This is a genomic window from Sphingomonas sp. URJC2, from assembly GCF_059803575.1.
Window position 1 is genome coordinate 1 of record NZ_JAPFGX010000036.1, and the last position, 19,192, is coordinate 19,192.

Here is a 19,192-nt window from a genome sequence, read left to right on the forward strand (position 1 = left end):
GGCCCGCACCCCCACCCGGCCTCCCAACGGCAGGATACACTGTGGGAGGCCGGGTGGGGGTGCGGGCCGGTGCCGCCCCTGCGCCGATAGGCGCAGCACAGACAACGCCACCCCCCGCCATTCGCGGCTTGCCGCCTGCCCCGCCGCCTTTCATACCTTTGCCCAGAACAAGCGGCCGCCAAAGAGCCGCCAACAGGGAAGGGATGGCATGAACGTGATTTTGATCGCGATTGGCTGCGGCGTCCTCGCAGTCTTGTATGGCCTGATCACCAGTCGCCAGATTCTGGCGCAGCCGGCGGGCAATACCCGGATGCAGGAGATTGCGGCCGCGATTCAGGAAGGGGCCAAGGCCTATCTGGGGCGGCAATACCGGACCATCGCGGTGGTCGGCGTGGCGGTGGCGGTGCTGGTGGCGCTGTTTCTGGGCACGATCTCGGCGGTCGGTTTCGTCGTCGGGGCGCTGCTGTCGGGGGTCGCCGGCTATATCGGTATGAACATTTCGGTGCGCGCCAATGTGCGCACGGCCGAAGCGGCGCGGACCAGCCTGCAGGCGGGGCTGACCGTCGCCTTCCGCTCGGGCGCGGTCACCGGCATGCTCGTTGCCGGGCTGGGGCTGCTGGCAATTGCCGGCTTTTTCTATGTGCTGACCGACATTCAGCGGCTGGCCCCCGGCGACCGGCAGGTCATCGACGCGCTGGTCGCGCTGTCGTTCGGCGCTTCGCTGATCTCGATCTTCGCGCGCTTGGGCGGCGGCATTTTCACCAAGGCGGCCGATGTCGGCGCCGATCTGGTCGGCAAGGTCGAGGCGGGCATTCCCGAGGACGATCCCCGCAACCCGGCGGTGATCGCCGACAATGTCGGCGACAATGTCGGCGACTGTGCGGGCATGGCGGCCGATCTGTTCGAAACCTATGTCGTGACGCTGGGCGTGACGATGGTGTCGGTCGCGCTGCTGGTGCGGGCCGAAGCGCCTGACCTGATGAAGTTGATGGCGCTGCCGCTGGTCGCCGGCGGGGTGTGCATCATCGCCTCGATCATCGGCACCTATCTGGTCCGGCTGGGCGGCAGCCAGTCGATCATGGGCGCGCTCTACAAGGGGTTCTGGGGCACGGCCCTGCTGTCGATCCCGCTGCTTTATGGTGCGACCCAGCTGACGCTTGGCGACATGAACACCGTCATCGGCGGTGCGGGCTTTGCCGGGGATGAACCGTTCATCGCCGGGGCCGATGCCGCCGGGCCGAGCTTCACCGGCTGGCAGCTGTTCTGGTGCATGCTGATCGGTCTGGGCGTCACCGGGCTGATCGTGTGGATCACCGAATATTACACCGGCACCGGCTATCGCCCGGTCAAGTCGATCGCCAAGGCATCGGAAACCGGCCATGGCACCAATGTGATCCAGGGGCTGGCGATCAGCCTTGAATCGACCGCGCTGCCGACGCTCGTCATCGTCGTCGCGGTGGTTGCCACCTATCAGATCGCCGGCATCATCGGCATCGCCTTTGCCGCGACCGCGATGCTGGCGCTCGCTGGCATGGTCGTCGCCCTCGACGCCTATGGCCCGGTGACCGACAATGCCGGCGGCATCGCCGAAATGGCCGGGCTGGAGGGCGAGGTGCGCAACCGCACCGATGCGCTCGACGCGGTCGGCAACACCACCAAGGCGGTGACCAAGGGCTATGCCATCGGCTCGGCCGGGCTGGCGGCTCTGGTGCTGTTCGGGGCCTATACCACCGATCTGCGCGCTTTCTTTCCGGGGCTGATCGTCGATTTCTCGCTCAGCAACCCCTATGTGATCGTCGGGCTGCTGCTCGGCGCGCTGCTGCCCTATCTGTTCGGGGCGATGGGGATGACCGCTGTCGGCCGCGCCGCCGGGGCGGTGGTTGAGGAGGTCCGCGCCCAGTTCCGCGACAATAAGGGGATCATGGCGGGCACGTCCAAGCCCGATTATGCGCGCACCGTCGATCTGGTCACCAAGGCGGCGATCAAGGAAATGATCGTGCCCAGCCTGTTGCCGGTGCTGGCACCGATCGCCGTCTATTTCATCATCACCCAGGTGGCGGGGCAGGCCAATGGCTTTGCCGCGCTGGGCGCGTTGCTGCTGGGCGTGATCGTGTCGGGCCTGTTCGTCGCCATCTCGATGACCTCGGGCGGCGGCGCGTGGGACAATGCCAAGAAATATATCGAGGACGGCCATCATGGCGGCAAGGGATCGGAGGCGCACAAGGCGGCCGTGACCGGCGACACGGTCGGCGATCCCTACAAGGACACCGCAGGCCCGGCGGTCAATCCGATGATCAAGATCACCAACATCGTCGCGCTGCTGCTGCTGGCGGCGCTGGCGGGCGGGGTGCATTGATCCGCCGCGCAGCCTGACGGGCTGAACCTTTGCCCGCCCGGTCCCGCCGCCCTGTGCGGCCGGACCGGGCGGGTTTTTCATGCCCCAAAAATGTCACACCGGCGCGGCATCTGCGCCCGATGACCGATCCGCTTTCGTCTCGTTCTTCCGCCCGCCGGTTCCGCCGGCTGGCGACCCTGTTTGCGCTGCCGCTCGCTTTTGGCACCGCGCAGCCGGCGCTTGGCTGGGGGCAGACCGGCCACCGCGTCACCGGCGCGATTGCCGAGCGCCATTTGGGCGGGCTGGCGCGGGCGCAGATCCGCCTGATCCTGGGCGATGAAAGCCTGGCCGAAGCCGCGACCTGGGCCGATGAAATGCGCTCCGACCCGGCGGAGTTCTGGCAGAAAACCGCCAATCCCTGGCATTATGTGACGGTGCCGCCGGGCAAGACGCATGGCCCCGAGACGACCCCGCCCGAAGGCGATGCGGTGACCGCGCTGGCGCGTTTTGCGGCAACGCTGCGCAACCCCGCCGCCAGCCGCGCGGACCGGCAGCTGGCGCTGCGCTTCATCGTCCATATCGTCGGCGACCTTCACCAGCCCTTTCATGCCGGCAATGGCTGCGACAAGGGCGGCAATGATGTCGCGATCAGCTTTTTCGGTGAGCCGACCAACTTGCATGCGCTGTGGGACAGCGGCCTGATCGCCCGCAACGGCCTGAGCTTTTCCGAATATGCCGGCTGGCTCGACCGCCGCATCGCCCCGGCCGATATCGTCCTGTGGTGGTCTGCCGACCCGGCGGTGTGGATCGCGGAAAGCGCGGCGCTGCGCGACGGGCTCTATCCCGCCCGGCCCGATCTGTCCTTCGCCTATGCCTTTGCCCAGCAGCCGGTCGTCGACCGGCGGCTGCAACAGGCCGGAATCCGCATCGCCGCCTATCTCGACCGGCTGTTCGCGCAATAGCGGTGGGGGCTGTTTGTGGTGCGGCGTGCGCCGCACGGGCGGCACCGGCCCGCACCCCCACCCGGCCTCCCAACGGCAGCATGATATGGGAGGCCGGGTGGGGGCGCGGGCCGGTGCCGCGACCAGCATACGGCCTCCTCAGGCGAACAGCGCGACCATCTGCCGGGCGACGGCAAGCGGGCGGCGGTGTTCGTCCCACAGCGTCATCGCCTGCGCCGAATAGCCATGGCCGGCCTGTTCGCTGGCCGAGCGCAGCAGCATCCACGCCCCCGGATCACCGCCCGGATCGCCGATCAGGTCGAGCGTCCAGGTCATCGTGCTGATCGGCGCGGGGGCGGGAAAGCCGACCATGGCCGCAGGCGGCGGCGAATCGGCGAGCGCGACCAGCGCGGTCACCGGATCGGCCCCGGCCGGCGCGCGGTGGCGGACCCACAGCCAGAAAGCGGGATCTCCGCCCGCCAGCGGCCGGCTGCCGGCGGCAAGCCGCATCTCCATATTGGCGGCAAAGCGCGGGCCGCCGCCCGATGCGAAAAAGGCCGGGCAGTCCTCTGGACCGGCCACATCGGGCGCGGTCAGGCTGTCATGGCCGACCCGGCTGTCGCGCGCCGCGCCATAGGTGAGCAGCGCGCGCACCGCCGGACCCTGTTCGCCGTCGAGCGCGACCGCCACTGTCGCTGCCGAGCGGCCGCGCCGCACCAGCTCCGGCCGGATGTCGAGCCGCCCGGCGGCGGGCCCGGCAAAGGCGAACTGGCCCGAGCGCAGCGGCGGCAGGTCCGCGCCCATGCGCCGCGCCGCCTCGACACACAGTGCCGCCGACAGCCCGCCATAAGCGGTGCGCCCCTGCGTCCAGTGTTCGGGCAGCTCGGTGGTCAGGCCGGCGGGGCTGCCATCCGCCCCGGCAAGCGGGGCCAGCGCGGCGATGAGCGCGCCGAACCCGGTCGGCTGGCCTGTCGCCTGTGCATCCTGATCCGCGGCCATGGTCGGTGCGCCGCTCATTTGAACGCCTCGGCCAGAAATGCCTCGGCGCGCGCCCAGCTGTCAGTGCGGGCGGCGGCATTGCCCTGGGCGGTGCCGCCAAGGCTCGCCAGCTGGCCAAAACCCGGCGATTTGGGGTCGACCGGCACGCCGAACGCCAGATGCCCGGCATCGGCATAGGCGCGGACCTCGGCCCGCTGTCCCGCGCGTGCCGCGGCGGCGCGCGCCATCGGGCAGCCGGGCCACAGGCTGTCCGCCTCGCCGCAGACCAGCAGGATGCGCGCGCGCGCCCGCTCCAGCGGGATCACCGCGCCCGGATGCGCGGCCAGCGCCTTCAGCCCATTGTCATAGACCGAACGGATGCCGCCCGCCGGGTCGAACGCGCCATAGGGAACGACCGGCAGCGGCTGTCCGCCCGCCGACCATGACGGCCTGGGCGTCGTGCCCCACGCCCCGTCCCACACCACGCCCGGCCAGGCGACGTGCGACGGCACCCCCGCAATCACCGCGCGCAGCTTTTTGTTGCGGCTGGCGATCAGCAGCGCCGCCTCGCCGCCCTTGGAAATGCCGATCACGCCCAGCCGACGGCGGTCGATGCCCGGCTGGCGACCGATCCAGCCGAGGGCGCGGTCGAACAGTTCGAGCGGCACCAGTTCCAGCGATGGCGACTGGCCGGGCGCGCGGAAATAGGACAGCTGCAACACGCCATAGCCCATCGCGGTCAGCGCCCGCGCCATGCGCACGCCCGAGGCCGACAGCGCGCCTTCCGATCCGCCGAGCAGCAGGATCGCCGGCCGCCGGGTGCCCGCCGCCGCAGCAGCAGGTCCCGCGGGCGGGAACCAGTTGCCGATCAGCCCGTCCTCGCCGATTCGCCGGCCGGCATCGCCCGGTTCGGCCATCTGCACCGGCGGCACGGCAAAGCTCTGCGCGGTGGCCGGCGGGGCCAGCGCCGCAAGCCCGGCAATCGCCAATGCCAGCCGGCAATATTCGCGCATCCCGTCCTCCCCTCACTGTTTTCGGGGGGGCATCATCCCCGCGCGGTGCGCGGCGTCAACCGGCCCGGCGCACGGCCTTTGCCTTTTCGGCCCTGCTCCGCTATGGCGACGCGATTTTTCAACACCCTCCAAAATCGGGAAAACTGCTCATTGGCTAAGGAAGAACTTCTCGAGATGCGCGGGCAGGTCGTCGAACTGCTGCCCAATGCGATGTTCCGCGTGCGCCTTGAAAACGATCATGAGATTCTCGGCCACACCGCCGGCAAGATGCGCAAGAACCGCATCCGCGTGCTGGTCGGCGACGAGGTGCTCGTCGAACTGACGCCTTATGATCTGACCAAGGGCCGGATCACCTACCGGTTCAAGTGAGCGCCGCGCCCGTCGCGCGCGCGCCGCTGATCCTTGCCTCGGCCAGCCCGCGCCGCCTTGACCTGCTGGCGCGCATCGGGGTCGTCCCCGATGCGGTCGACCCCGCCGATCTCGACGAAACGCCGCTGCCCGGTGAGCTGCCGGCGCGCTATGCCGCGCGGCTGGCGGCGGCCAAGGCGGCAGCGGTTGCCGCCCGTCATCCCGGCGCACTCGTGCTCGGCGCCGACACCGTCGTCGCGGTCGGCCGGCGCATCCTGCCCAAGACCGAGGACGCGGCCGAGGCGCGCCGCTGCCTGGAGCTGCTGTCCGGCCGCCGCCACCGCGTGCTGAGCGCGGTGACGCTGATCGACGCATCGGGCACCGCGCGGCACCGGCTGTCGACCAGCATCCTCAGCTTCAAGCGGCTGACCGGCAGCGAGATCGCCGCCTATCTTGCCGGCGGCGAATGGCAGGGCAAGGCCGGCGGCTATGCCGTGCAGGGCGCGGCCGAGGCGTTTGTCCGCCATCTTGCCGGCAGCCATTCCGGCGTCGTCGGCCTGCCGCTGTTCGACACCCGCGCGCTGCTGGTCGCGGCCGGGCGGCTTGATGGGTGAATGGGTTTTTGAACCCGGCATCGGCGAGGCGCGCGCCGCGCTGATCGCGGGCGGCGGCATTATCGAGGCGCGGATCGAGCGGCCGGGGCTGAGGCTGGGCACCGTCGCGCCCGCCCGGCTGATCGAGCGGCGCGGCACCCGCGCGCTGGTGCGGATGACCGGGGAAGCCGGGAATGGAGGCGAGGCGATTCTCCAGTCGGTGCCGCCGGGGCTGAGCGAGGGCGCGGCGCTGGTCATCGAAATCGTCCGCGAAGCCATTCCCGAGCGCGGCAATCCCAAGCTGCCGCTGGCGATCGCGTCCGCCGCCGATCCGGCACCCGGCCCGTCGCTTGACGTTGCCATCGGCGCGGCGCGCGTTTTGACCGGTCATGATCCCGATCTGCTCGAACAGGCCGGCTGGTCCGAACTGGTCGAACAGGCGGCGACCGGGCTGGTGCCCTTTGCCGGCGGGCTGCTGCGCATTTCGGTCACCCCGGCGATGACGCTGATCGACATTGACGGCGATCTGCCCCCCGCCGAACTCGCCCGGCGCGGGGCGGCGGCGGCGGGGGCGGCGATCCGGCGGTTCGACATTGGCGGGTCGATCGGCGTCGATCTGCCGACCATGCCCGACAAGGCGGCGCGTCAGGCCGCGGCACAGGCGCTCGATGCCGCGCTGCCCGCGCCGTTCGAACGCACGGCGGTCAACGGCTTTGGCTTTTTGCAGATCGTCCGCCGCCGGCTGCGCCCGTCGCTGTGCGAGCTGGTGCAGGCCGATCCGGTGCTGACGGCGGCGCTTGCGCTGCTGCGCCGCGTCGAACGCAGCCAGCCGCCGCCGGGGCCGCTGATGCTCGTCGCCGCGCCGCCGGTCATCGCCCGGATCGCCGCTGCCCCCGGCTGGACCGACGCGCTCGGCCGGCGGCTGGGCGCGCGCATCGGCTTGCGCGCCGATCCCGCACAGACCATCTGGGGCGGACATGCCGAACCCGACCGCTGACCGCTGCCCGCTCTGCGCCCGTCCCGCCGCGCCGGACCATGCCCCGTTCTGCTCGCGCGGCTGCCGTGACCGCGACCTGCTGAACTGGCTGGGCGAAGGCTATCGCCTGCCCGGCCCGGCGGCTGAAAATCCTCTGGACAGAGGCGATGAGCCGCCGCTATAGCGCCGCCTCCACAGCGTCAGACGCTGTGCGCCCAGGTAGCTCAGTTGGTAGAGCATGCGACTGAAAATCGCAGTGTCGGCGGTTCGATCCCGTCCCTGGGCACCATAAACCTTCAGGCATCATCCACGCGCCAGTATCGCGCGATCAGGCCGTGGCGTCGTCCGGGCGATTGCGGGCGGGCAGGGTGATGCGGGCGCGAAAGCCCGGCCTCAGATTTTCAAGGGTGAGCGCGCCACCATGCGCCTCGGCGATCGCCTTGACTGTCGCGAGGCCCAGACCGATGCCGCCGGTTTCGATGCTGCGTGACCCCTCGACCCGGAAGAACGGCTCGGTCAGCCGGGGGAGCATCGGGTCAGGCACGCCGGGGCCGTCGTCGCTGACCGACAGCTCGGCATCCGCGCCGCGACGGCGCAGCCGCACCGTGGCGTGCGCCGCGTAGCGGGCGGCATTGCTCAGCAGATTGTCGATCGCGCGCGACAGGTCGACCGCATTGCCGGTGACCGTCACCGGCTCCACCTCCAGATCGACGGCCTCGCCGCGCGTCCGTGCGCCCTCCACCAGATCCTCGACCAGCCGGTCGAGCGCGACGATCTGGTTTCCGGCCGGACGATTCCGGGCGCGGGCAAAGGTGAGGATGCCCTCGATCATCTGGTCCAGCCGGGCCAGATCGCGCAGGAAGCCGGGGCGCAGCGCATCGCCGACATCTTCGGCGCGGATGCGCATGCTGGTGAGCGGCGTGCGCAGGTCATGCGCGACGGCCATCAGCATCTGCATCCGTTCGGCGACCTGATTGCGGATGCGATCATGCATCGCCTCGAACGCATGTTCGAGCGCCTTGACCTCGTCCGCGTCGCGCCTGCCGGTGACCGACGCGCCGGCATCCTGCATGTCGAACCGGCTGACGCGGGCGGCGAGGGCGCGGATCGTCTGCGTCCAGCGGCGCGCGACCAGCCAGGCGATCGGCGTCATCGCGAGCAGCGCCAGCGCGAACGTCGCGAGCAGGCGCAGCTGCCATGCGGTCGGCAGGCGTTCGCGCGGTTCGAGGCGCAGATAGCGGCCGTCCGGCTGACGGAACAGGGCGATGAACGGCGGCACCCGCACGTCCGTGCCGAGCAGATAGGCGCTGATGTCGAACATCTGGCCGCGGGCAGGCGCGGCGCGCGGCGCGGGCACGTCGATGATCGTGATCTGCCCGCGTTCGACCGCTCCCGATCGCGGCACCTGGCCGAACACCGACGGCGCGGTGAACACCACCTTGACGTCCGTCGGCCGCAGCGCGACGCCCCGGGCAAGGCTTGTCGCGATCACGGTTTCGCCGGTGCCGGCAGGCCGCGTCCACAGCCCGGGGGGGCGATCGGACACCGTGAAGGCGAAACGGGGATCCGATCCGGTGCGCCACGCCTGGGCATAGGCGGCGATGCTGACGGTCGCCGGCGGCGGCGGCGGCCGGAAGGCGAGCACGGCCAGGCCGAGCGCGAGCGTCGCGCCGATACAGGCGAGCACAAGCGCCAGCGCCTGGGCAAAGATCGAGCCGAGCGGACGGACCATCAAAGCCGCTTGACGGCAGGCCGGAAGCGATAGCCTTCGCCGCGCACGGTCTCGATCGGCGAGGGCAGATCGGCATGGACGAGCTTGCGCCGCAGCCGGCTGATCGTGACGTCGATCGCGCGGTCGAACACGTCGGCTGTCGGGCCATGAGTTTCGGCGAGCAGCGTTTCCCGGGTCAGCAGCCGTTGCGGCCGGGTGAGAAACACCTCGAGCATGCGCATTTCCCGGCTGCTGAGCGGCACGATCTGGCCGTCGGGGTTGGTCAGCCGGACATCGTCGAGATCGAGCAGCCAGCCGTCAAAGCCGAACAGCTGACGCTTGACGCGTTCGCCGGCGAGCGCCGGGCGGCGCGCGAGCGAGCGGATGCGGGCGAGCAGCTCGCGCGGATCGAACGGCTTGGCGAGATAATCCGAGGCGCCGAGTTCAAGCCCGATCACGCGATCCGGCACGTCGCCAATCGCGCTCAGGATGATCATCGCATGCTGGCCGGCCAGCCGGCGGCAGATCGACAGGCCGTCTTCCCCCGGCATCATCACATCCAGCACGATCACGTTGACAACGTCGCGCGCCAGGATTTCGTCCAGTTCCTCGCCAGACCGCGCCGTCCAGACCCGGCATCCGCGCATCGAAAGATATGCCGACAGCGTCTCCAGAATGGCATCGTCGTCGTCGACAATCGCGACGGTCAGGTCTGTCTTGATCTCCATAGAACTGACCCTGCGTATCGAATGTCGGCAAGTTTCGTCAATCGCACTGACCAGACCGAAGCTGACACAAAGCCGAAATCATTGCGATACCGAAAGGCCGCACTGATCGCGTGTCGCAACCCTGCGACGATAAATGGGGAGCAACGATCATGAAGACCATCGGCCAGTTCGCCGCAGTCACCTTCGCTGCGGTCGCCATGCTGTTCACCGCCGCCGCGCCTGCCCAGGCGATCGTCGATCAGAACGGCAATCTCGTCGGGGTGATTCTGACCCCGGACGGCAACGTCTATTACTGATCCAACTGCCCGGCGCGTCCATCAGTCCGGGCGCGCCGGGCGATCTTGCCGGGCATCGCGCCGCATGGCGGACCCCGGGACAACCGACGCAAGGACAGCCGGCATGGCGACGATCTTCGGCATCCGCGGCAACAGGCGACGCCGCGGGGCCGCCAACTCCCTTCCCCTTCCGTTGCGTGCCGGCATCGCGGCGGCCCTGGCGCTGGCGGCCGGCTGGGCGATGAACGGTGCCGGTGGCGACGGGCTGCCGGTGCCGCAGCGGCTGGGGGCCGGGGGGCCGCTGGTGTTCAGGACGCCCCACGCGACCATCATCACCGACAGCCGTGCCAAGGCGCGCTGGGCCGATGCGCGGCTGCGCGAGGCGCTCGCCGCGTTCACCGCCACGTTCGATGTTCATCCCGGTCATGGCGTGATCGTGGAAATGCCGTATCTGGCCCGGCTGGACGCGCTGCCGGCCGACCGCAAACGCTGGTCGCTGCCCTGGGGAAGCGGCCATTTCGGGCCGGGCGAGCGCGGCGGCGCACCCGCCACTGGCCATCATTTCGATAACGATACCGGCATCCGGCACGAGCTGAACCATGTGTTTCTGACTGCGGCCCTGTTTCCCGGTCCGGCAGCTGTGCGTTATGGCAGCTCCGCGCCCGATTGGCTGGACGAGGCGGTCGCCATTGCGGCCGAATCGGCCGATGTGCGGGCGCGGCGGCGCAGCCATTTCCACCAGCAGGTCTGCGCTGGCCGGCTGGTGCCGCTGGGTGCGTTCCTGGCGCAGCGGCACCCGCTGTTCGAATCGGCATCGATGCGCGCGCTTGCGGGCAAGCGCGCGGGCCAGGCGGGGATGGAGGTGCTGCGGGTCGACCAGCTTGGTCTGCCGCGCACGGCGCTGCTGGATTTTTACGCGCAATCGCAGGCGGTCGCCGAGTTTCTGGCGGAGGCGAGCGGCGACAGGCGGATTCTGGCGCGCGTCGCCCGCGCGTTCGCGGCGCGGCCCATGGCGACGGGCGCGGACGCGCTGGACGATCTGCTGGGGCGGCGCGACCGGCCGCTTGCCGCCCGCTTCGACGATTGGGCGCGCGCTTCCGCCCGGGCGGGGTTGCCGGGCTGCGGCGTGGCGGAGACGCAGGCATGACCGCGGTATCGCGCCGGGCGCGCCTCGCCGCCGCCTTGATTGCCGGCGTCACCCCGATCGGGGTGCAGGCCCAGAATGCCGATCCGCCCGCCGCGTCCCCGACGCCGGACGGCTTTGAAATCCGCGGTGCCGACGGCAAGCCGCTGCCGCCCGAGGTGCAGCGGCAGCTGCGCGCGCAGTTCAAGGATCAGATGCCCCCGCCCGCCCCGCCGCCCGCCGACCCTCAGGACATTGTCGTCGCGGCCGAAAAGCCGCGCGGGTCGGTGGTCGGCGACATCCCGGCCGCGCTGACGTTCAAGCCGGTCGACATCCGTGCCTATGGCGCGGGCGATATCCGGGAATTGCTGCAGACGCTCGGGCCGCAGGTCGCCAGCAGCCGCGGCCGCGAGGCCGAGGGGCCGATCGTGCTGCTCAATGGCCGCCGTGTTTCCGGCGATGCGGAAATCGCCCGCATCCCGACCGAGGCGATCGAACGGATGGAGGTGTTTCCCGAGGAACTGGCGCTGAAATATGGCTTTCCGGCCACGCGCAAGGTGGTCAACATCGTCACGTTCGAACGGTTTTCGTCGCAGATCGGCCAGGCGTCGCTCGCCGGGGCGACGGAGGGCGGGCGTGACACGCCGGGCGCGATTGCCAGCCTGTTGCGCATTCGCGGCGACACCCGCCTGAGCCTGGATGCGGACTATAGCCGCTCGGGCGCGCTGCTCGAGAGCGAACGCGGCATCCGCCAGCTCGATGCCGGGCCTGAGCTGGGCCGCGCGCGCACGCTGCTGCCGGGCAATGAGCGCTTCAGCCTGACCGGCACGGTCAGCGCCGATGTGATTGCCGGCCTGTCCTCCACACTCAACGCGCGGCTGGGATCGGAGCGGAACCGGAGCCTGTTCGGCATTGCCGCCACTGGCGAGCCGCTGACCGGCACGGTGCAGACCGATACCCGCCATCTCGGCACCACGCTCGGCGGGCGGCTGGGCAAGTGGCAATGGACGCTGACCGGCAATCTTGATCGCACCAGCACCGGGACGCGCATCGATCTGGCCGGCCCGGCCGGTCCGATCGGCACCGAAGCGCGGGCGGTCGATCGCACCGCCAATGCCGATCTGGTGCTGGGCGGCGATCTGGCCCGGCTGCCGGCCGGACCTGTTTCGGTCAGCCTGCGCGCAGGCGCGGATTTCCGGGATTTCAGCAGCCGGTCGACGGCCGGCGGGACCGGCGGCGGCTTTGACCTGTCGCGCGACCGGGGCGTCGTTCAGGCTAATATCGACCTGCCCGTCGTCAGCCGGCGGCTGGGCGGCCTTGCCATGATCGGCGATCTTTCGGTCAACGCCAATGTGCAGCTGGAGCGTTTCTCTGATTTCGGGACGCTCCGCACCTGGGGCTATGGTCTCAACTGGACGCCGTCCCCCGCGATCAATCTGGTTGCTTCGGCAAGCTGGGAAGAAGGCGCACCGGCGCTGGAACAGCTCGGCGCGCCGCTGGTCGTCACGCCCAATGTCCGCACGTTCGACTTCAGCCGCGGCGAAACCGTCGATCTGACCCGGCGGATCGGCGGCAACCCCGATCTTCGCGCCGATGAACGTCGCATCGCCAGCATCGGCCTGACGATCAAGCCGCTGGCGAAGGCCGATCTGACGATCAACCTCGATTACCTGCGCACCCGCATCGACAATCCGATCACCGCCTTTCCGATCGCGCTTCCCGAAGTGGAGGCTGCATTCCCGGAACGGTTTTCGCGGGGTGCCGATGGCCGGTTGCTGGAAATCGACGCCCGACCGGTCAACTTCGCCCGGTCAGAGCAGGAGCAGCTGCGCTTCGGCTTCAACTTCACCCGGCCGCTCGGCACGGTGCCGCCCGCCCTGCGCGACGTGCGTGTGCGGTTCGTGCAGAGCGAGGCGGATGCACAGCGCCGGCTGCCGCCCGGGGCGCGGCTGGCGGCGGCGACACCGGGCAGCCCCGGCGCGCGGCTTGCCGAAACGCTGACCAGCCGCGTTTTCGTGAGCGCTTATTACACCCTGAGGCTGGAGGATGAGATCGTGCTGCGCGACGGCGGGCCGCGGCTCGATCTGCTCGGTGGCGGTGCCATCGACGCGCGCGGCGGCCGGCCGCGGCACGAGATCGAGTTGCAGGCCGGTGCCTATCGGCGCGGGCTTGGCGTGCGGGCGAGCGCCAGCTGGGTCAGCGGCACCACCGTCAGCGGCCTTGCCGGGCCGGGCCGGGAAGGCGATCTGCGCTTCTCCGCTTACGGCACGATCAATCTTTCCCTGTTCATGAACGTCGCCGACCGGTTCGGCGGGCCGACGGCACCGGGCTGGATGAAGGGCGTGCGCGCCAGCCTGTCGGTCGTCAACCTGCTGAACGACCGGCCGGAGGTCCGCGACCGGCTGGGCATGACGCCGATCAACTATCAGCCCGCTTATCTGAACCCGGTCGGGCGGCTGATCAGTTTCAGCCTGCGCAAGGCGTTCTGACGCGTGGCGCGCCGGCAACAGGGTTTGGGCGCGTGTTGCTGCGCGGTTTCATCCGCTTTGGCCGTGAAAGCCGGCAATCCGGTGCCAGAGCGGACCGGGATCGGCTGGCCGCGCGGCCGCGCCTTGCCCAGTCTGGTGCGGCTTGTCCGGCCGGCCCGCCTGCGTTCCCCGCGTCGCCGGCCGGGCGGCTGAAGGGGGAACGGATGACCGCATCGCCCATATCCGTGATGCCAGCGGCCCGCCGCCGCGCCGTGCCCGGTCGGGTGCCGGACGGCCTGTTCGACATGGTGGCGATCCCCGGCGGCGATGCGCCGATCGGATCGACCATGGCCGAGATGGCCGCCTGCCGTGCCGACTGGGGCGACCGGCTGGTCGATCCGCGCTACCGCGCCGCATTCGGGGACTGGATCGCCAAGGAATATCCGCGCCACAGCGTGCGGATCGCGCCGTTTGCGATCAGCCGCTTCCCGGTCACCAACGATCAGTATCGGCCCTTTCTGGCCGCGACCGGGCGGCCGCCCCCCGAATCGATCCGCATTGGCGCGCCCGGCGACCATCCGGTCTGGGGCGTCGAGGCGGCGGATGCCGATGATTATGCGGTCTGGGCATCCGCGATCACCGGCCGGTGCCTTGCCCTGCCCGGCGAGGCGGAATGGGAATGGGCCGCGCGCGGGCCGGATGCGCTGATCTATCCCTATGGCGACATTTTCGATGCCACGCGCTGCAACACGCGCGAGGCGGGGATCGGCACCACCACCCCGGTCGCCGCCTATCCGGGCGGCGTATCGCCGTTCGGCGTGTGGGACATGGCGGGCAATGTCGAGGAATGGGTGGCCGATTGCTACGCCCCCTATCCGGGCGGACGGTGGATCGACGATGATCTGACCGCCCTGTCCGGCGGGACCTACCGGGTGCTACGTGGCGGCTGTTTCGCGCTGGGCGGCGATCTGGCGCGCGGGGCGCGGCGGCACGGGCCGCACCCGGCCCCGCCATTCCGGCATCGCGGGTTCAGGCTGGTGTGCCGATGATCGATCTCGACCGCCCGGTCAGCGCGACCGCCATCATCGCGCACCGTTCGCCGATCAGCGGCATCGACTGGAATGGCGGCGCGCATGTCGCCACCGCCGGCTATGACAGCCGGCTGATCCTGTGGGATGCCGATCGGCGGACGCCGCTGCACGTCGCGCGGCATGACCATCTGGTCAACCAGTGCCGGTTCAGCCCCGACCGGCGGCTGATCGTGAGCGCGAGCAGCGACTATCTGGCGCGCATCTGGACGGCGGACGATCTGGCCCCGGTTGCCGTGCTCGCCGGCCACCGCGACGATGTCGAAATGGCGAGCTGGAGCCGGTGCGGCCGGTTCGTCGCCACGGCGTCGCGCGACCGCATGATCCGGCTGTTCGACCGCAGCGGCGCGCTCCTGCGGACGCTTCAGGGCCATGATGCCGATGTGCTGTCGGTCGAATGGCTGGCGGGCGGTGCCGAACTGGCCTCGTCGAGCGACGATGGCACGATCCGCCGCTGGCGGGCCGATGACGGCGCGGAAATCGCCTGCCACCGGCCGGGGGTCGAGACCGACACCATCGCCATCGCGCCCGATGGCCGCATCTTTGCCGGCAATGATGCGGGCGAGATTCTGGTGCTCGGCCGCGGCGGTGCGGAGCGGGTGCCCGCCCATGCGGCGGGGATCAAGCGGCTCGCGCTCGACCCGACCGGGCGGCGGCTGATGAGCGCCGGCTATGATCGCACGGTCAGGCTGTGGACGATCGGCGGCGATGGCCGGCTCTATCCCGAACAGACGACCGAGGCACCGCCAATCGTCTGGCTGCGCGCGGCGTGTTTTGCCGGGCCGGACCGGCTGGTGTTCGGATCGTTCGGCAGCGCCTATGCCGAATATGATGCGGCGGCGCGGCACTGGCGCACCGATCATATCGGTGACACGCCGGGTCTCAACGCCTGCTGCGTGCTCGACGAGGCGGTGTTCGCCATCGGCGATGCCGGCATCGTCCGGCGCGACGGCGTGCCGGTCCGTCCGCTCGGCAGCCTGTGCAACTTCCTGCATCCCTGGGAGGGGATGCTGATCACCGGTGGCCAGCTGGGGCTGGTGTTCGACGCGCTGACCGGCCGGATCCTCCACCGCCACCATGCCCCGCTCAACTGCGCGGCAAGCTGGGGGGACGGGGCCGGGGCGCGGCTCGTGATCGGCAGCTATATGGGCGAGGGGCTGGTCTTTGCCCCCGGACCCGATGGCCCTGCGTTCCTTGGCGCGGTCCAGCTGCACGACAATGCGGTCAAGGGGCTGGCGGCGGGCGGCGGGCAGCTGTTCAGCGTCTGCGCGACCGGGGCGGCGGCGATCCACGCCACCGCCGATCTCGCCCCGCTGGCGTGGATCGCGCGCGCGCATGACAAGATCGCCAACGCCGCCGCCGCGCTGCCCGACGGGCGGTTCGCCAGTGTCGGCCGCGACCTGACCCTCAGGCTGTGGCGCGACGGCGTGGCCGACATCGTGGCGACGCCGCACGATCATTCGATCAAATGCCTGGCCGTGCTGCCCGGCACGTCGATGATCGCGACCGGGGCCTATGACGGCCGCCTTGCCATCTATGACTGGGCGCGCGGGCGCTGGCCGGTGATCCGCCAGATCAGCCGCTTCGGCGTGTCGTCGCTCGCTGCCGATCCGCTGGCCGGGGTGTTCGTCGCCAGCTGCTATGGCGGGCGCACCTACCGCATCCCGCCCCGGATATGATCGTCCGGCTCACATGCCGTAGGGCACGATGTCGAACCGCCTGACCCCGCTTGCCCTGACCGCGCGCAGCGCCAGCGCATATTCGGCCAGCACCGCCAGACCGTAATCGATGCGGAAGCGGATATAGGCATCGTCTTCCGACGCCGGTTCCGGGCCGTTGAGCATGTCGGTGACGCGGCGGACGATCACCTGTTCGGGAGTGTAGCAGATCTGGGTGTCGCGCGTGCTGCTCATCCGCAGTTCGGCCGCCGGGGCCGAGCCGCCATTGCCCGACGACAGGGCGACGATCATCGCCGGCCGGTCGGCGAGTTCGTGGCCGGTGCAATAGAGGAAGAAATTCTTGAGCGCGGGCGGCACCATGCCGTTCCATTCGGGCGTCACCAGCACCAGCGCATCGGCGGCAAGGATCGTCGCGCGCAGCGGCGCCCAGGCGGCCTCCTGCGCGGGCAGGGCGAGGGGATCGTCGGTCCAGAGCGGCAGCGGCTGCCTCTCAAGGCTGATCGTGTCCGCCGCCATCTCGCGCGCCGCCGCCGTGCGGGCGATGAACGCCGCGACCTTGCCCGACTGGGCATTGGGCCGCTGGCTGCCGGCGATGATGGCGATGCGGATCATGGCATGTCCCTCAGCAAAGCGGGCGCGACCGGGCCGAGCGCCAGCAGCCGTTCATTGTGGATGCGAAACCGGTGGGCGGTGCCGCTGCGGCCATAGGTGATGAACTCAAGCGGATAGGCGGCGGGATCGCCGGGCCGGTCGAGCCAGGCCAGCCCCTTGGAGAAATCGGCCTGATCGGGGACGACCGACAGCTTGGCCCCGGTGGCGAAATCGCACAGCACCAGCTCGGTGCGATAGTTGACCAGCACCAGATAGCGCTGGGCGGCGTCCCAGATGAAATCCTCGATCGTGTTGCCGCATTCGGCGACATAGGGGTCGGACCGGCCCGAGCGCGGATCGAAGCGCAACAGCTCGCCGGTCTGGACATGGATCAGCCGGTCGCCGCACCATTTCATCCGTTTCGGCCGCGATGTCCGGCCCCAGCGCATCACCGGGCTCAGCGTATCGGCCTCGGCAATCACCAGCTCGCCGCGCCGCTCGGCAAAGGCTGCAAGGCCAAGGCCGGGATGATAAGCGAGCGACCAGATCGGCTCGCGCAGCTGATTGGCATAGGCGGCCTCGATCGTGCCCTGATGGGTGTCGATCCGGTAGACGCACCCCGCCTCGGTGCAAACCAGCGCCTGGCTGCCGCCCGGCATCACCGCCAGATCGCGCAGCTCTTCATCGAGCGCGATAACCGTGCGCGCGCCCCGGTCTGACAGAGCGAGCAGCACGCCGTTTTTCTGCGCAAGCAGCAGCTCCGCCTGCCCGTCCGGCCCGGTGGCGCGGTCGATCCGCTTGGCAAAGCCTGTCTGATGGGGTGCGGGCTTGGTCCAGAGCCGGTCGGGGGTGATGGCGACCGCGCCGGTCACCGGATCGGCCGGGCCAAGCGTCATCCGCCGCACGCCCGCCCCTTCGCCGGCAAACCACAGCGAATCGCCGTCGCGCACGCTCGACCAGACGGTGTCCGGCGTGTTCTTCAGCACCGCCGCCGTCGCGCCGGTCGCCAGATCGACCTTGTAGAGCCCGCCGTTGAAGCAGTGCGCGATCAGTGTGTCGGGCGCGCGTTCGAGCGTCCTGATCCAGCGCATCTTGTAGGGCGCGCGCCAGGCATGGCCGCGCCAGTCGCCGGTCGCCGGATCGATTTCATAGACCTGCCCGTCAAACCCGGCGGCAAAGGCGCGGCGCGACACCGGGTTGAACGTCACATGTTCCAGATCGTCGCGCGTCAGCCGGTGGCCGCGCAGCGGCGGCCGCCGCCCTTTGAGATCGAGGCGGATCACATAAAGCTCGTCGCACGCGACCAGATATTCCTCGTCGCCCAGCGGTTCGAACCAGTGCAGGTTGAAATCGCCAAGCGTCCAGGAGCGAAGCTCGACCCCGTCGCGCGACAGCACCGCATGGCCCCCCGCCGCGCTCAGCAGCGCCGCGCCGTCCTCGACATAGCGCAGCGTGACAAGATCGATGTCGCCGTGAAAGCGCGTGCAGTGGCGCACCCCCAGCCGGCCGCTGCCGAACTCCATTTCGAGCACGCCCGACGCCCCCGACCGCACGGCAAGCCGCGGCTCATAGGGGTGAAAGGTAAGCGCCTGGCTGAGCGACTGGGTGGGCGGCACCGGCACCGGATCGTTGCGGCACGGCGTGTCGCGGAACGAGAAACGGTCGGCAAGGCGCAGCCGCCCGTCCGCACCGCGTTCGATCAGGCTGACCTGCCGGTCCATCCCCATCGCCGCCCAGAAGGGCAGCCGGGGATGGGCGGCAACTGCCTCGATCGCGCCCAGATGCGGGCGCAGCCGGTCCAGAATGGCGAAATCGTCGATCGCGACCGACAGGATCTCGCCCCCCATGGTGCCGGCCAGCAGATGCGCCTCGCCGGGGGCGACGGCGAAACAGCCGATTTTCGCGGACGTCTGCATCAAATGGGATCCGTGTCCAGAAAAGCGCCGTTTCGCCGCCGCCGCCCGTCAGACGACTTGGCCGTCAGATGACCTGGCGGATGGTGAAGCCATGGCCGAGCAGAGTGGGCGGGGGTGCCTTGCGCGCTTCCTCGGCCGGCACGGTCACCACCTGTTCGTTGAACAGGGTCTGCATCACATAGCGGAACTCGGCATCGTTGAGCTCGGTGCCCAGCCCGGCGCGAAACGTCTTGAGCGCGCTGTGCAGCCCGTCCAGATTTTTTTCGCCGGCACTGGTTTTCAGGCTGTTGAGCGCTTTCGATGATTTGTCGAGATCGAGAATCATGTCCGTTCTCCTCCCTTGATGCGGCGGGTTTCGTCATGATGCCGCGCCTTCACTGCTAGGTTTTTGCTGTCCAAAGGGTCAACGGGATGGCCGCCAAAACGGAG

The 19,192-nt window shown here is 69.9% G+C and carries 18 protein-coding genes and 1 tRNA gene; 12 read left to right on the forward strand and 7 right to left on the reverse strand.

Features of this window, described 5'->3' with window-relative positions:
* Nucleotides 1–208: 208 nt before the first annotated feature.
* The gene (locus OPU66_RS11885) at nt 209–2,356 is read left to right on the forward strand and encodes a sodium-translocating pyrophosphatase (protein WP_498553864.1); all 2,148 of its coding nucleotides are present in this window, start codon (nt 209–211) and stop codon (nt 2,354–2,356) included.
* 119 nt (nt 2,357–2,475) lie between these two features.
* Nucleotides 2,476–3,297, forward strand: a complete 822-nt coding sequence (locus OPU66_RS11890; RefSeq protein WP_498553865.1) for a S1/P1 nuclease — start codon at nt 2,476–2,478, stop codon at nt 3,295–3,297.
* A 138-nt stretch (nt 3,298–3,435) separates the two neighbouring features.
* Here the strand turns inward: OPU66_RS11890 and OPU66_RS11895 are convergent, their stop codons facing one another.
* Both OPU66_RS11895 and OPU66_RS11900 read right to left on the reverse strand, forming a co-directional pair.
* Nucleotides 3,436–4,293, reverse strand: a complete 858-nt coding sequence (locus tag OPU66_RS11895; protein ID WP_498553866.1) for a thioesterase family protein — start codon at nt 4,291–4,293, stop codon at nt 3,436–3,438.
* Nucleotides 4,290–5,267, reverse strand: coding sequence for an acyl-CoA thioester hydrolase/BAAT C-terminal domain-containing protein (locus OPU66_RS11900; RefSeq protein WP_498553867.1), 978 nt, complete (start codon nt 5,265–5,267; stop codon nt 4,290–4,292). The genes OPU66_RS11895 and OPU66_RS11900 overlap by 4 nt, the downstream gene beginning before the upstream one ends.
* Nucleotides 5,268–5,417: 150 nt before the next feature.
* Between OPU66_RS11900 and infA the strand changes: the two genes are divergently transcribed.
* The 5 genes from infA to OPU66_RS11925 all read left to right on the forward strand — a co-directional run bounded on the left by infA (nt 5,418) and on the right by OPU66_RS11925 (nt 7,473).
* Nucleotides 5,418–5,636, forward strand: coding sequence for a translation initiation factor IF-1 (gene infA / locus OPU66_RS11905; protein ID WP_003049127.1), 219 nt, complete (start codon nt 5,418–5,420; stop codon nt 5,634–5,636).
* Entirely contained in the window at nt 5,633–6,229 is a 597-nt protein-coding gene (locus tag OPU66_RS11910; RefSeq protein WP_498553868.1) for a Maf family protein, read from the forward strand. Before infA ends, OPU66_RS11910 begins: the two co-directional genes overlap by 4 nt.
* Nucleotides 6,222–7,205 carry a ribonuclease gene (locus OPU66_RS11915; RefSeq protein WP_498553869.1) on the forward strand — a complete coding sequence of 328 codons (984 nt, stop codon included), beginning with the start codon at nt 6,222–6,224 and terminating at the stop codon, nt 7,203–7,205. The genes OPU66_RS11910 and OPU66_RS11915 overlap by 8 nt, the downstream gene beginning before the upstream one ends.
* On the forward strand, nt 7,186–7,368 hold the full coding sequence (gene yacG, locus OPU66_RS11920) for a DNA gyrase inhibitor YacG (RefSeq protein ID WP_498553870.1): 183 nt from the start codon (nt 7,186–7,188) through the stop codon (nt 7,366–7,368). Before OPU66_RS11915 ends, yacG begins: the two co-directional genes overlap by 20 nt.
* A gap of 29 nt (nt 7,369–7,397) precedes the next feature.
* Nucleotides 7,398–7,473: transfer RNA gene (locus OPU66_RS11925), tRNA-Phe, on the forward strand.
* A gap of 39 nt (nt 7,474–7,512) precedes the next feature.
* On the opposite strand, the gene OPU66_RS11930 is transcribed toward OPU66_RS11925, so the two are convergent.
* Together OPU66_RS11930 and OPU66_RS11935 are read right to left on the reverse strand one after the other, a co-directional pair.
* Complete coding sequence (locus tag OPU66_RS11930) at nt 7,513–8,916, reverse strand: sensor histidine kinase (RefSeq protein WP_498553871.1); 1,404 nt, start codon at nt 8,914–8,916, stop codon at nt 7,513–7,515.
* Nucleotides 8,916–9,623 carry a response regulator gene (locus OPU66_RS11935; RefSeq protein ID WP_498553872.1) on the reverse strand — a complete coding sequence of 236 codons (708 nt, stop codon included), beginning with the start codon at nt 9,621–9,623 and terminating at the stop codon, nt 8,916–8,918. Before OPU66_RS11935 ends, OPU66_RS11930 begins: the two co-directional genes overlap by 1 nt.
* A 149-nt stretch (nt 9,624–9,772) precedes the next feature.
* Between OPU66_RS11935 and OPU66_RS11940 the strand changes: the two genes are divergently transcribed.
* The 5 genes from OPU66_RS11940 (at nt 9,773) to OPU66_RS11960 (ending at nt 16,256) form a co-directional block, all read left to right on the forward strand.
* On the forward strand, nt 9,773–9,919 hold the full coding sequence (locus OPU66_RS11940) for a hypothetical protein (RefSeq protein ID WP_498553873.1): 147 nt from the start codon (nt 9,773–9,775) through the stop codon (nt 9,917–9,919).
* A 172-nt stretch (nt 9,920–10,091) separates the two neighbouring features.
* The gene (locus tag OPU66_RS11945; protein ID WP_498553874.1) at nt 10,092–11,045 is read left to right on the forward strand and encodes a hypothetical protein; all 954 of its coding nucleotides are present in this window, start codon (nt 10,092–10,094) and stop codon (nt 11,043–11,045) included.
* Nucleotides 11,042–13,510 (forward strand): TonB-dependent receptor plug domain-containing protein, encoded by a 2,469-nt coding sequence (locus OPU66_RS11950; protein ID WP_498553875.1) that lies wholly within the window; start codon nt 11,042–11,044, stop codon nt 13,508–13,510. Before OPU66_RS11945 ends, OPU66_RS11950 begins: the two co-directional genes overlap by 4 nt.
* A 263-nt stretch (nt 13,511–13,773) precedes the next feature.
* Nucleotides 13,774–14,538: a formylglycine-generating enzyme family protein gene (locus OPU66_RS11955; protein ID WP_498553876.1), complete on the forward strand. Its 765-nt coding sequence runs from the start codon at nt 13,774–13,776 to the stop codon at nt 14,536–14,538.
* Complete coding sequence (locus OPU66_RS11960; RefSeq protein WP_498553877.1) at nt 14,535–16,256, forward strand: WD40 repeat domain-containing protein; 1,722 nt, start codon at nt 14,535–14,537, stop codon at nt 16,254–16,256. The genes OPU66_RS11955 and OPU66_RS11960 overlap by 4 nt, the downstream gene beginning before the upstream one ends.
* A gap of 9 nt (nt 16,257–16,265) precedes the next feature.
* On the opposite strand, the gene OPU66_RS11965 is transcribed toward OPU66_RS11960, so the two are convergent.
* From OPU66_RS11965 to OPU66_RS11975, 3 genes are all read right to left on the reverse strand, one after another.
* The gene (locus tag OPU66_RS11965; RefSeq protein ID WP_498553878.1) at nt 16,266–16,868 is read right to left on the reverse strand and encodes an NADPH-dependent FMN reductase; all 603 of its coding nucleotides are present in this window, start codon (nt 16,866–16,868) and stop codon (nt 16,266–16,268) included.
* Nucleotides 16,865–18,763 carry a WD40 repeat domain-containing protein gene (locus OPU66_RS11970; protein ID WP_498553879.1) on the reverse strand — a complete coding sequence of 633 codons (1,899 nt, stop codon included), beginning with the start codon at nt 18,761–18,763 and terminating at the stop codon, nt 16,865–16,867. Before OPU66_RS11970 ends, OPU66_RS11965 begins: the two co-directional genes overlap by 4 nt.
* A gap of 64 nt (nt 18,764–18,827) precedes the next feature.
* Nucleotides 18,828–19,088 carry a hypothetical protein gene (locus tag OPU66_RS11975; RefSeq protein ID WP_498553880.1) on the reverse strand — a complete coding sequence of 87 codons (261 nt, stop codon included), beginning with the start codon at nt 19,086–19,088 and terminating at the stop codon, nt 18,828–18,830.
* Nucleotides 19,089–19,192: the final 104 nt, after the last annotated feature.

Bases quoted from the DNA above. Each gene is read 5' to 3' on its own strand.
- OPU66_RS11885 (WP_498553864.1), top strand. From the start codon at position 209: ATGAACGTGATTTTGATCGCGATTGGCTGCGGCGTCCTCGCAGTCTTG.
- OPU66_RS11890 (WP_498553865.1), top strand. From the start codon at position 2,476: ATGACCGATCCGCTTTCGTCTCGTTCTTCCGCCCGCCGGTTCCGCCGG.
- OPU66_RS11895 (WP_498553866.1), bottom strand. From the start codon at position 4,293: ATGAGCGGCGCACCGACCATGGCCGCGGATCAGGATGCACAGGCGACA.
- OPU66_RS11900 (WP_498553867.1), bottom strand. From the start codon at position 5,267: ATGCGCGAATATTGCCGGCTGGCATTGGCGATTGCCGGGCTTGCGGCG.
- OPU66_RS11915 (WP_498553869.1), top strand. From the start codon at position 6,222: ATGGGTGAATGGGTTTTTGAACCCGGCATCGGCGAGGCGCGCGCCGCG.
- yacG (WP_498553870.1), top strand. From the start codon at position 7,186: ATGCCGAACCCGACCGCTGACCGCTGCCCGCTCTGCGCCCGTCCCGCC.
- OPU66_RS11930 (WP_498553871.1), bottom strand. From the start codon at position 8,916: ATGGTCCGTCCGCTCGGCTCGATCTTTGCCCAGGCGCTGGCGCTTGTG.
- OPU66_RS11935 (WP_498553872.1), bottom strand. From the start codon at position 9,623: ATGGAGATCAAGACAGACCTGACCGTCGCGATTGTCGACGACGACGAT.
- OPU66_RS11940 (WP_498553873.1), top strand. From the start codon at position 9,773: ATGAAGACCATCGGCCAGTTCGCCGCAGTCACCTTCGCTGCGGTCGCC.
- OPU66_RS11950 (WP_498553875.1), top strand. From the start codon at position 11,042: ATGACCGCGGTATCGCGCCGGGCGCGCCTCGCCGCCGCCTTGATTGCC.
- OPU66_RS11960 (WP_498553877.1), top strand. From the start codon at position 14,535: ATGATCGATCTCGACCGCCCGGTCAGCGCGACCGCCATCATCGCGCAC.
- OPU66_RS11965 (WP_498553878.1), bottom strand. From the start codon at position 16,868: ATGATCCGCATCGCCATCATCGCCGGCAGCCAGCGGCCCAATGCCCAG.
- OPU66_RS11970 (WP_498553879.1), bottom strand. From the start codon at position 18,763: ATGCAGACGTCCGCGAAAATCGGCTGTTTCGCCGTCGCCCCCGGCGAG.
- OPU66_RS11975 (WP_498553880.1), bottom strand. From the start codon at position 19,088: ATGATTCTCGATCTCGACAAATCATCGAAAGCGCTCAACAGCCTGAAA.